This window comes from Pseudomonas sp. GW821-FHT12A04, from assembly GCF_058807755.1.
In genome coordinates, this window is record NZ_JBXAQZ010000021.1 from 68,507 (window position 1) to 79,839 (window position 11,333).

Here is an 11,333-nt window from a genome sequence, read left to right on the forward strand (position 1 = left end):
TTACACGCTGAGCGCGGCGCGCAATTGCGCTTCGAGAACAGTGGCGTCCAGTTCCTGGCCGATCAGCACCAAGCGAGTGACTCGCGCTTCCTCGGCGCCCCACTGGCGGTCGAAATGCTTGTCAAAACGCGTACCCACGCCCTGGATCAGCAGGCGCATCGGCTTGTTCGGAATCGCCGCAAACCCCTTGACGCGCAGGATGCCGTGCTGGACCACCAGTTGGGTCAGCGCGTCCAGCAGCAGGCTTTCGTCGGCTTGCGGCAGTTCGATGGAGATCGAATCGAAGGCGTCGTGATCGTGGTCATCATGATCGTCGTCGCCATCGTGATGATGGTCGTGGTGGCTGTGGCGGCTGTCGATGTGTTCTTCGGAGCCGACACCGAGGCCGATCAGCACGTCCAGCGGCAGGCGACCACTGCTGGCTTCGATGATTTTCACCGCTGGCGGCAACTCTTCGGCGACTTCCAGGCGCACACGGGCCAGGTCCGTCGGGTTGATCAGGTCGGTTTTGTTGAGGATCACCAGGTCAGCGCTGGCCAATTGGTCGGCGAACAGTTCGTGCAGCGGCGATTCGTGGTCCAGGTTCGGGTCGAGTTTGCGCTGGGCGTCGACCTGATCCGGGAACGCGGCGAAGGTGCCGGCGGCCACGGCCGGGCTGTCGACCACGGTGATTACCGCATCCACCGTGCAGGCACTGCGGATTTCCGGCCACTGGAAGGCCTGCACCAGCGGCTTGGGCAATGCCAGACCGGACGTTTCGATGAGAATGTGGTCCAGATCGCCGCGACGGGCCACCAGTTCGCGCATCACCGGGAAGAATTCTTCCTGGACGGTGCAGCACAGGCAGCCGTTGGCCAGTTCATAGACACGGCCGTTGGCTTCTTCTTCGGTGCAACCGATGGAGCATTGCTTGAGGATTTCGCCGTCGATGCCCAACTCACCAAATTCGTTGACGATCACCGCGATGCGGCGACCCTGGGCGTTGTCGAGCATGTGGCGCAGCAGCGTGGTTTTACCCGAGCCGAGAAAGCCGGTGACGATGGTGACGGGGAGTTTGGCCAGTGTTTTCATCGGATGCCCTATGGCTAAGCTGGCGGGCATACGGGACGACGACCGGCAACGCGCACGCGCGTGCCTGAAGAGTTCGCCACCGGATCACCCCGCCCGGTTGAAAGTGAGAATCTGTGACGAGGCAGGTCTCCTGGCTGACGGTGTGCCGGGCTTGAGCCTGGCATTCGCTGCGCCTTCCCGCCGGCCTCATGGATTGAGTCAGCAGTGGCGTGGCAACGAACATCACCGTTCACAGTTGCGGGGGCAGCCGCGGCATTGACCGCGTTCCCTTCTTAGCTTCGACAAACGCCGAAGAACCTCGAAAGCGCAAGGCTACGCATGGTCTTGGGGCGGGTCAATGTTCATGCTGAGTTCTGTAGCGCCTGTAACGACCCAATCGCGAGCAAGCTCGCTCCCACAGGGGATGGGGCTCTTTGAGAAAAATGCGGTCAAATGTGGGAGCGAGCTTGCTCGCGATTGGGTCGACCCGGTTCCGAATTGAGAACCCCTGCCAATTGACGCCCAACCCCCGCCCATGCTCTCCTACACACCTTGTTACGGGTGCCCTTCACAGGGTGAAACGGGAAACCGGTGAATCATGTGCTTTACTCTTAAGCCATGTCAGTCCGGTGCTGCCCCCGCAACGGTAAGCGAGCGAAGCGTCAGATCCACTGTGCCACTGCGGCATGGGAAGGTGATGCTTTCAGGTCCAGGCGCAAGCCTTTGCCCCTCGTGAGCCCGGAGACCGGCCCGCAACACAAAGTGACCAGTACGATCACTGAACCAACAAACCCGCGGTGGGCGGGCGCTGTTTGAAACCTTGCGCGCCTGGTCGTGCGGGGTTTTGCATGCGCTCTTATTCCCCGCTGACAGACCAGAGGGAAACGCCATGTCGATCATCAGCAGCGCCGAACACACAGCCGCAAGCACCACCTCAACCCTGACCCAACGTTTGGCCGCCGCCGTCTGCGCGTCGATCCTGGGCGCGTGCCTTGTGTATTTCGCCGGTTTCTCGCACATCGAAGCGGTGCACAACGCCGCCCACGATACCCGCCACAGCTCCGCGTTCCCGTGCCATTGAGAGCTGTCGACATGATCAAGCGTATTGCGCAAACCGCAGGTTTCACCGGGCTGCTGGCCGCCCTGTTGCTGACCCTGCTGCAAAGTTTCTGGGTCGCCCCGCTGATTTTGCAGGCCGAGACCTACGAAAAAGCCGAACCGGCCGCTGTTGAAATGCATGAACACGCCGACGGTGCGATGGCTGCTCACACTCATGATGCACAAGCCTGGGAGCCGGAAGATGGCTGGCAGCGCGTGCTGTCGACCACCGGTGGCAACCTGGTGGTGGCGGTCGGTTTCGCCCTGATGCTGGCCGGCCTGTACACCTTGCGTGCGCCGACCAAAACCTCTCAAGGCCTGCTCTGGGGCCTGGCCGGTTACGCGACCTTCGTGCTCGCGCCGACCCTCGGCCTGCCACCTGAATTGCCAGGCACTGCCGCCGCCGACCTGGCAGAACGGCAACTGTGGTGGGTCGGTACCGCCGCCTCCACCGCCGTCGGTATTGCGCTGATCGTGTTCAGCCGTCACTGGCTGATGAAAGTCCTCGGCGCGGCGATCCTCGCCGTTCCCCATGTGATTGGCGCGCCGCAACCGGAGGTGCATTCGATGCTTGCTCCAGAGGCGCTGGAAACCCGGTTCAAAATCGCTTCGCAACTGACCAACGTGGCATTCTGGCTGGCCCTGGGCCTGATCAGCGCCTGGTTGTTCCGTCGCAAAAGCGATGGTCAATACAACGCATGACTGACGTCAGCACAGCGCCGACCCTGGTGGTCGGCCTGGGCTGCCAACGGGGCTGCCCCGTCAGCACGTTGCTGGCGCTGCTCGATCAGGCGCTGGAGGCGCACCAGATAGCTCGTCATGAAATCAAGGCGCTGGCCAGCATCGATTCGAAGCGCGACGAACCTGCACTGATCGAACTGGCTCAGCAACTCGGCCTGGAACTGACGTATTTCAGCAGTGAGCAACTGGCCGCTTATGAACCGCAACTCAGCCATCAATCGCAAATAGCGTTTGAGCGCACCGGTTGCTACGGCGTTGCGGAAAGCGCCGCACTGGCCCTGGCCGAACAACTGGCCCAGGCCCCGGCAAAACTGCTGATTCCACGACAAAAATATGCCCAGGCAACCCTGGCATTGGCTGGTGCTGCGTAAAAACCGATAATCCCCGCCTTCGATCATGAACATTCTTCATCTGAAGACCTGTTCAGCCCCTTTTTCCCACAGGAACCGACGATGACCGTCTACTTCATTGGCGCAGGTCCCGGCGACCCCGAACTGATCACCGTCAAGGGCCAGCGGCTGATACGCAGTTGCCCGGTGATCATTTATGCCGGCTCACTGGTGCCGGCCGCCGTACTGGAAGGTCACTGTGCCGAACAGGTGGTCAACAGCGCCGAACTGCACCTGGAACAGATCATCGACCTGATCAAGACCGCCCACGCCAAAGGCCAGGATGTGGCCCGGGTGCACTCTGGCGATCCGAGCCTGTATGGCGCCATTGGCGAGCAGATTCGCTATCTGCGTGAACTGGGCATTGCGTTCGAAATCGTACCCGGCGTGACTGCCACAGCCGCTTGCGCAGCGCTCTTGGGCGCGGAACTGACCCTGCCGGACATTTCGCAGAGCGTGATCCTGACTCGCTACGCCGACAAAACCGCCATGCCACCCGGAGAGGAATTCTCCAGCCTGGCGCAGCACGGCGCGACCATGGCGATTCATTTGGGGGTCAGTCACCTGGCGAAGATCGTCGAGGAACTGCTGCCGCATTACGGCGCCGATTGCCCGATTGCGGTGGTGCATCGAGCGAGCTGGCCGGATCAGGATTGGGTGGTGGGCACGCTGGCAGATATTGCCGGGAAGGTTGAATCGAAGGGATTTCGTCGTACGGCGTTGATTCTGGTGGGTCGGGTGCTGGGCAGTGATCACTTCAGCGAGTCATCGCTGTATCGTGCGGGGCATGCGCATCTCTACAGGCCCTGATTCACCACCAACCCTGTGGCGAGGGGGCTTGCCCCCTCGCCACAGGTTTCCAATCACCCATAAAAAACGGCGCTCACGGGGCGCCGTTTTTTGATTTCGCAGCGAACACCTTAGTAGTAGGCGTTTTCTTTCTGCGTGTGGTCGGTCACGTCGCGAACACCTTTGAGCTCCGGGATGCGCTCGAGCAAGGTGCGCTCGATGCCTTCCTTCAGCGTCACGTCGGCCTGGCCGCAGCCCTGGCAACCACCACCGAACTGCAGGACGGCGATGCCGTCTTCGACCACGTCGATCAGGCTGACCTGACCGCCGTGGCTGGCCAGCCCCGGGTTGATCTCGGTTTGCAGGTAGTAGTTGATGCGCTCGTTGATCGGGCTGTCGGCGTTGACCATCGGTACCTTGGCGTTTGGCGCCTTGATGGTCAGCTGGCCGCCCATGCGGTCGGTGGCGTAGTCGACAACTGCATCGTCCAGGAAAGCTTCGCTGAAGTGGTCGATGTACGCAGTGAAGCTTTTCAGCCCCAGCGCGGTGTCTTCGGGTTTTTCTTCGCCCGGCTTGCAGTAGGCAATGCAGGTTTCGGCGTACTGGGTGCCAGGCTGGGTGATGAAGACGCGGATGCCGATGCCCGGGGTGTTCTGCTTGGAGAGCAGATCAGCCAGATAATCGTGGGCGGCGTCAGTGATGGTAATAGCGGTCATGGAAACTCCTCGCAGGCTTGGGCGCAGTTTACGCCAATCAACGCGCCGGACAAAGTCCTAGTATTTTTGTCGGGAAAGATTGTCCACAACCCCCCTGTAGGAGCGAGCTTGCTCGCGATGGTGTGTCAGTCGACATCAATGCAACTGATCCATCATCGCGAGCAAGCTCGCTCCTACAGGGGGGGGCGGTGATTGTTCAGAGGTTCTCGTAGCGATTCATGTCCAGCACGCCCTCTTCCACCGGATCGGTTTCGTGGATGTAGCGGCTCAGGTCATGGAAATAAGCCCAGAATTGCGGATGACTGCGGCGTATTCCCCAGCGTTCGACGATTTTCTCGAAGCTGTCGGTGTCCTTGGCGCTTTCCATCGCATCCACAAACGCCGGCACTTGCCCGGCCGGGATGTTGAACATGAAGTTCGGGTAGCTGCTGAGTACACCCGGGAAAATCGTCAGGGTGTCGAGCCCCGGTTGATAGCGCAATGATTCACCGAGCAAAAACGCCACGTTGCTGTGGGCACGGTTACGCAACAGGCTGTAGACCTCGCGCTTGCCGCTGCCGGTTTCAATACGCAGGAGCGTAGCCTCCGGCAACTGATCGATGACCTTCAGTCCGGCGGCCGGACGCGAAGTCAGGCGGCTCAATGCCTGCTCGGCACTTTGCAGGTCCGGGTCGATGTTTGGCCGCGAACAGTAAGCGCCGTCGCAGCGATTGATCGGGTCGGGCCTTGCATTGAGATCGCCATAACGGGCCAGCAACTGCATGGCAAAGTCGCGCTTGGGGTCCAGCGCGTTAAGCTTCAGCGCGGTCGGCTTGTCGTCGTCGATGGTCTCGTAGTCGAGCCACATCTTGAATTTGCCACTATTCTGATACCAGTCGTCAAGGTAGTCATCCCGGGAGTCGGCGGGCATCAGGCGCAGGAAATTCTGTTCGGCACCGTTGCGGATCAAGTCGAAATACAAGCGCGTCTGAGCCTGATGGGACAGGTTCCCGAACACATCGAAGTTCACTGCCAGTTGATAGTAGGTGCGCTCCAGCAGCGGATAGTCGAACAGCCATATCGTTTGCGGCACCTCGCCGATCAGGCCTTTGGTCACCGAAGCACTGTCGAAATGGCGGAAGATACTCAGCAACGCATTGTCGTTGCCGGCCCACAGGGTCGACCAGCTCGGTGCTGGCTCATCGGCGTAGCTGTCCCGGCGCAAGGCTTCGTATTCGTTACGCTTGTCACGGTAGTCGTGCCACAGGCTGAGGACGCTGCCGACATCATCGTTCTGCCCCGGCATCGCCAGCAATGGCGTGGCCTGCCCGCGATAATTCGGATCCGTGACATACAGGTCGTGCTCGGGCGCCTGGAACAGCGCCCAGAAATTATCGCGGATCACGTCCGTGGCGATCTGGCCGCGACACACTGGCCCACGAATGAACGTGCGCACAAAGTATTCGGCGTTATCGAGCATGAACTGATAGCGCGCCTGGGCCGGAATCGCTTCGAAAGTGGCAAACGGGTTGGCCCGGCTCTGCGGTCCATAGCCCGGCAATGCGTCGACCTGCCAGTTGCCGCTGTAGAACAGGCTCTTGACCCGCGCCAGCTTCGCCGGACCCAGCGGATAGGTGATGTGGGTCTTGTGCACGATCACGCCCTGTACCGGCCACAGGCGATAGTAAAACTGCGTGCCCGGATCATCATTCGGGCGACGGGTGTTGATCAGGTCGATCGGCTGGCCGGTCGGGGTGCGCGAACGCACCCACTGGAAGAAATGCCCAGGCTCACCGTCCTTGAAGTAGAGATGGGCCAGGAACCAGTGCTCGTACAGCCAGCGCCCCACCAGGCTTTCCCGGGCTCCCGGCGAATTGAGCAGGTTTTCCCATTGCACCACCTGCAAGGCTTCCCTGGAGCTGGGCGCCAGCGCCTGCTGATCGATCGGCGCGCCTGCCGCCAGCCAGCGTTGCAGCGTCTGGTACTGCTGGTCGGTCAGGCCGGTCACTGCCAGCGGCATGCCCTCCTTCTGATGCTTGGCGGCGTAGCCGTCGAACTCCGCGGGCATGGCACACATGTTTTCCCGGTTCAGGCCCAGGACGATGTCTTCCGGCAGCTTCGCGTTGGGTTGCAACGGAGTGTTGTGGCCAAGCTCCAGCATCCGCGCCATCAGTGCGGCCTGGTTGCCCTGGGCATCGAGCACCGAATAGAAGCCCTTTTGCTGCCAGGCCTGTTTGCCGGAGGCGTCATAGAACAGTCGGGTCGGTGCAACCGCCTGGCGGCGGTCACCGTCGTAGACCGGGACTTTCGTCGCGCCCCGCACCGCGCCCTCACCGCTGCCCAGGTTGAGCTGACAGGCGGCGTCATTGCAGGCGTGGCAGGCCACGCACTTTTCAGTGAAGATCGGTTGAATGTCGCGGCTGTAGGAAATAACAGGTGAAATGGCAGAGGAAATCGCCGGGCCTTGCGCCACGGCGCCCCAGCTTAAAAACAGCAGCAATGTGCCGATGACGAAGCGATACGACATGTCCCTGGTCCCGAATCCTGAAAAAACGCCGCGATTCTACCGGTCTGTCACCCTAACCAACATGAACGATATTCATGCAAATTCGAGTCACGCTCCAAAAGCGCACAGGTTTGCTATCATCCCGGCCCTTCGTCATGGCCTTACCGAGTAGTCCAAATGTCCGATCGCAGCGTTCGCCTTCAAGCTCTCAAGCACGCCCTCAAAGAGCGCATCCTGATTCTCGATGGCGGTATGGGCACGATGATCCAGAGCTACAAGCTCGAAGAGCAGGATTACCGTGGCAAACGCTTCGCTGACTGGCCAAGCGATGTCAAAGGCAACAACGACCTGTTGGTACTGACTCGCCCGGACGTGATTGGCGGCATTGAAAAAGCCTACCTGGATGCCGGCGCCGACATTCTGGAAACCAACACCTTCAACGCCACCCGGATTTCCATGGCCGATTACGGCATGGAAAAACTGGCGTACGAATTGAACGTAGAAGGCGCTCGCCTGGCGCGCAAGGTCGCCGATGCGAAAACCCTCGAGAACCCGGACAAACCGCGTTTTGTTGCCGGCGTGCTCGGCCCGACCAGCCGTACCTGCTCGTTGTCCCCGGACGTCAACAACCCTGGTTACCGCAACGTCACCTTTGATGAGCTGGTGGAGAACTACACCGAAGCCACCAAAGGCCTGATCGAGGGCGGCGCCGACCTGATCCTGATCGAAACCATCTTCGATACCCTCAACGCCAAGGCCGCGATCTTCGCCGTACAAGGCGTGTTCGAGGAACTGGGCGTCGAACTGCCGATCATGATTTCCGGCACCATCACCGACGCCTCCGGCCGCACCCTGTCGGGCCAGACCACCGAAGCCTTCTGGAACTCCGTGGCCCACGCCAAGCCGATTTCCGTCGGCCTGAACTGCGCCCTCGGCGCCCGCGAATTGCGCCCGTACCTCGAAGAGTTGTCGAACAAGGCCAGCACCCACGTTTCCGCGCACCCGAACGCCGGCCTGCCGAACGAGTTCGGCGAGTACGACGAATTGCCGTCGGAAACCGCCAAGGTCATCGAAGAGTTCGCCCAGAGCGGCTTCCTCAACATCGTCGGCGGCTGCTGCGGCACCACGCCGGGCCACATCGAGGCCATCGCCAAGGCCGTGGCCGGTTATGCGCCGCGCGAGATTCCGGACATCCCGAAGGCTTGCCGCCTCTCGGGTCTGGAGCCGTTCACCATCGATCGCAACTCGCTGTTCGTCAACGTCGGTGAGCGGACCAACATCACCGGTTCCGCCAAGTTCGCCCGCCTGATCCGTGAAGACAACTACACCGAGGCCCTGGAAGTCGCCCTGCAGCAGGTCGAAGCCGGCGCCCAGGTGATCGACATCAACATGGACGAAGGGATGCTCGATTCGAAGAAGGCCATGGTGACCTTCCTCAATCTGATTGCCGGCGAACCGGACATCTCCCGCGTACCGATCATGATCGACTCCTCCAAGTGGGAAGTGATCGAAGCCGGCCTCAAGTGCATCCAGGGCAAGGGCATCGTCAACTCGATCAGCATGAAAGAAGGCGTCGAGCAGTTCATCCATCACGCCAAGCTGTGCAAGCGCTACGGTGCCGCGGTGGTGGTGATGGCCTTCGACGAAGCCGGCCAGGCCGACACCGAAGCGCGCAAGAAAGAAATCTGCAAACGCTCCTACGACATTCTGGTCAACGAAGTGGACTTCCCGCCGGAAGACATCATCTTCGACCCGAACATCTTCGCCGTGGCCACCGGTATCGAAGAACACAACAACTACGCCGTCGACTTCATCAATGCCTGTGCCTACATCCGTGACGAGCTGCCGTATGCGCTGACCTCCGGTGGCGTGTCCAACGTGTCGTTCTCGTTCCGTGGCAACAACCCCGTGCGCGAGGCGATCCACTCGGTGTTCCTGCTGTACGCGATCCGTTCCGGGCTGACCATGGGTATCGTCAACGCCGGGCAACTGGAGATCTACGACCAGATCCCGGTGGAGCTGCGCGACGCCGTGGAAGACGTGATCCTCAACCGCACCCCGGAAGGCACCGACGCCCTCCTCGCCATCGCCGACAAATACAAGGGCGACGGCAGCGTCAAGGAAGCCGAGACCGAAGAGTGGCGTAACTGGGACGTCAACAAGCGCCTGGAACACGCACTGGTCAAGGGCATCACCACCCACATCGTCGAAGACACCGAAGAATCGCGCCAGTCCTTCGCTCGCCCGATCGAAGTGATCGAAGGCCCGCTGATGGCCGGCATGAACATCGTCGGCGACCTGTTCGGCGCCGGCAAAATGTTCCTGCCGCAGGTGGTTAAATCCGCCCGCGTGATGAAGCAGGCCGTGGCCCACCTGATCCCGTTCATCGAACTGGAAAAAGGCGACAAGCCAGAAGCCAAGGGCAAGATCCTGATGGCGACCGTCAAAGGCGACGTGCACGACATCGGCAAGAACATCGTCGGCGTGGTGCTGGGCTGCAACGGCTACGACATCGTCGACCTGGGCGTAATGGTGCCGGCGGAAAAAATCCTGCAGGTGGCCAGGGAACAGAAGTGCGACATCATCGGCCTGTCCGGCCTGATCACCCCGTCGCTGGATGAGATGGTCCACGTCGCCCGCGAAATGCAGCGTCAGGACTTCCACCTGCCGTTGATGATCGGTGGCGCCACCACTTCCAAAGCGCACACGGCAGTCAAGATCGAGCCGAAATACAGCAACGACGCGGTGATCTACGTCACCGACGCCTCCCGCGCCGTGGGCGTGGCGACCCAGTTGCTGTCCAAGGAACTGAAGGCCGGTTTTGTCGAGAAAACCCGCCAGGATTACATCGAAGTTCGCGAGCGCACGTCCAACCGCAGTGCCCGCACCGAGCGCCTGAGCTACGGCGCAGCCATCGCCAAGAAGCCGCAATTCGACTGGGCGTCCTACACGCCGGTCAAACCGACCTTCACCGGAGCGCGGGTGCTGGACAACATCGACCTCGACGTGCTGGCCGAATACATCGACTGGACGCCGTTTTTCATATCCTGGGACCTGGCCGGCAAGTTCCCGCGCATTCTCCAGGACGAAGTGGTCGGTGAAGCCGCCACCTCGCTGTACAACGACGCGAGGGAAATGCTGCGCAAATTGATCGACGAAAAGCTGATCAGCGCTCGCGCGGTGTTCGGCTTCTGGCCGGCCAACCAGGTGCATGACGACGACATCGAGCTCTATGGCGATGACGGCAAGCCAATGACCAAGCTGCATCACCTGCGCCAGCAGATCATCAAGACCGACGGCAAACCGAACTTCTCCCTGGCCGACTTCGTCGCGCCCAAGGACAGTGAAGTGACTGACTACGTGGGTGGTTTCATCACCACCGCCGGCATCGGCGCCGAAGAAGTGGCCAAGGCCTACCAGGACGCCGGCGACGATTACAACTCGATCATGGTCAAGGCCCTGGCCGACCGCCTGGCCGAAGCCTGCGCCGAGTGGCTGCACCAGCAGGTGCGTAAAGACTATTGGGGTTATGCCAAGGATGAAGCGCTGGATAACGAGGCACTGATCAAGGAACAGTACAGCGGTATCCGCCCTGCTCCGGGCTACCCGGCCTGTCCGGATCACACCGAGAAAGCTCAGCTGTTCGCCCTGCTCGATCCAGAAGCCCAGGAAATGCGCGCAGGCCGCAGTGGTGTATTCCTCACCGAGCACTACGCGATGTTCCCGGCGGCAGCGGTCAGTGGCTGGTACTTTGCTCACCCGCAGGCGCAGTACTTCGCCGTGGGCAAGATCGACAAGGACCAGGTGCAGAGCTACACGTCGCGCAAAGGCCAGGAACTGAGCGTTACCGAGCGCTGGCTGGCGCCGAATCTCGGTTACGACAACTGAGTGATCAACTGAAAAAAACCTTGTGGGAGCGAGCTTGCTCGCGATAGCGGCGTATCAGTCAACATTGATGTTGAACATCAAGCCCCCATCGCGAGCAAGCTGAACTGGTCAAGTAATCCCGGACACCGGTTACGGTGTTTATGCCGCTTTTTGCTCCATGGCTATTGGCGACAGATA

At 60.8% G+C, this 11,333-nt stretch carries 8 protein-coding genes and 2 riboswitches; of the genes, 5 read left to right on the forward strand and 3 right to left on the reverse strand.

Features of this window, described 5'->3' with window-relative positions; all coding sequences use genetic code 11:
• Positions 1 to 1,071 carry a cobalamin biosynthesis protein CobW gene (gene cobW / locus AC1RS8_RS26690; protein ID WP_102671351.1) on the reverse strand — a complete coding sequence of 357 codons (1,071 nt, stop codon included), beginning with the start codon at positions 1,069 to 1,071 and terminating at the stop codon, positions 1 to 3.
• Positions 1,072 to 1,174: 103 nt separating this feature from the next.
• A riboswitch (cobalamin riboswitch) is annotated at positions 1,175 to 1,387 on the reverse strand.
• A gap of 205 nt (positions 1,388 to 1,592) precedes the next feature.
• Positions 1,593 to 1,818, forward strand: a riboswitch (cobalamin riboswitch).
• Positions 1,819 to 1,939: 121 nt separating this feature from the next.
• Between cobW and AC1RS8_RS26695 the strand changes: the two genes are divergently transcribed.
• The 4 genes from AC1RS8_RS26695 to cobM all read left to right on the forward strand — a co-directional run bounded on the left by AC1RS8_RS26695 (position 1,940) and on the right by cobM (position 4,088).
• Positions 1,940 to 2,131 (forward strand): CbtB domain-containing protein, encoded by a 192-nt coding sequence (locus AC1RS8_RS26695; RefSeq protein ID WP_057714565.1) that lies wholly within the window; start codon positions 1,940 to 1,942, stop codon positions 2,129 to 2,131.
• 11 nt (positions 2,132 to 2,142) lie between these two features.
• Positions 2,143 to 2,850, forward strand: coding sequence for a CbtA family protein (locus AC1RS8_RS26700; protein WP_489338621.1), 708 nt, complete (start codon positions 2,143 to 2,145; stop codon positions 2,848 to 2,850).
• Entirely contained in the window at positions 2,847 to 3,260 is a 414-nt protein-coding gene (locus tag AC1RS8_RS26705; protein ID WP_057714561.1) for a cobalamin biosynthesis protein, read from the forward strand. The genes AC1RS8_RS26700 and AC1RS8_RS26705 overlap by 4 nt, the downstream gene beginning before the upstream one ends.
• A gap of 81 nt (positions 3,261 to 3,341) precedes the next feature.
• Positions 3,342 to 4,088 (forward strand): precorrin-4 C(11)-methyltransferase, encoded by a 747-nt coding sequence (gene cobM / locus AC1RS8_RS26710; RefSeq protein WP_223501982.1) that lies wholly within the window; start codon positions 3,342 to 3,344, stop codon positions 4,086 to 4,088.
• Positions 4,089 to 4,198: 110 nt separating this feature from the next.
• Here cobM and nfuA read toward each other — a convergent pair whose 3' ends face one another.
• Positions 4,199 to 4,783, reverse strand: a complete 585-nt coding sequence (gene nfuA, locus AC1RS8_RS26715) for a Fe-S biogenesis protein NfuA (RefSeq protein ID WP_008059275.1) — start codon at positions 4,781 to 4,783, stop codon at positions 4,199 to 4,201.
• A 196-nt stretch (positions 4,784 to 4,979) separates the two neighbouring features.
• Positions 4,980 to 7,289, reverse strand: coding sequence for a fatty acid cis/trans isomerase (locus AC1RS8_RS26720; RefSeq protein ID WP_489338622.1), 2,310 nt, complete (start codon positions 7,287 to 7,289; stop codon positions 4,980 to 4,982).
• Between the two features lie 156 nt (positions 7,290 to 7,445).
• On the opposite strand from AC1RS8_RS26720, the gene metH reads away from it, so the two are divergent.
• Positions 7,446 to 11,156: a methionine synthase gene (metH, locus tag AC1RS8_RS26725; RefSeq protein ID WP_407516946.1), complete on the forward strand. Its 3,711-nt coding sequence runs from the start codon at positions 7,446 to 7,448 to the stop codon at positions 11,154 to 11,156.
• The last annotated feature ends 177 nt before the right edge of the window (positions 11,157 to 11,333 follow it).

What these genes read in the sequence shown, in the direction of transcription:
- AC1RS8_RS26705 (WP_057714561.1), top strand. Translation starts at nt 2,847, where the DNA reads ATGACTGACGTCAGCACAGCGCCGACCCTGGTGGTCGGCCTGGGCTGC.
- nfuA (WP_008059275.1), bottom strand. Translation starts at nt 4,783, where the DNA reads ATGACCGCTATTACCATCACTGACGCCGCCCACGATTATCTGGCTGAT.
- metH (WP_407516946.1), top strand. Translation starts at nt 7,446, where the DNA reads ATGTCCGATCGCAGCGTTCGCCTTCAAGCTCTCAAGCACGCCCTCAAA.
- AC1RS8_RS26720 (WP_489338622.1), bottom strand. Translation starts at nt 7,289, where the DNA reads ATGTCGTATCGCTTCGTCATCGGCACATTGCTGCTGTTTTTAAGCTGG.
- cobM (WP_223501982.1), top strand. Translation starts at nt 3,342, where the DNA reads ATGACCGTCTACTTCATTGGCGCAGGTCCCGGCGACCCCGAACTGATC.
- AC1RS8_RS26695 (WP_057714565.1), top strand. Translation starts at nt 1,940, where the DNA reads ATGTCGATCATCAGCAGCGCCGAACACACAGCCGCAAGCACCACCTCA.
- cobW (WP_102671351.1), bottom strand. Translation starts at nt 1,071, where the DNA reads ATGAAAACACTGGCCAAACTCCCCGTCACCATCGTCACCGGCTTTCTC.
- AC1RS8_RS26700 (WP_489338621.1), top strand. Translation starts at nt 2,143, where the DNA reads ATGATCAAGCGTATTGCGCAAACCGCAGGTTTCACCGGGCTGCTGGCC.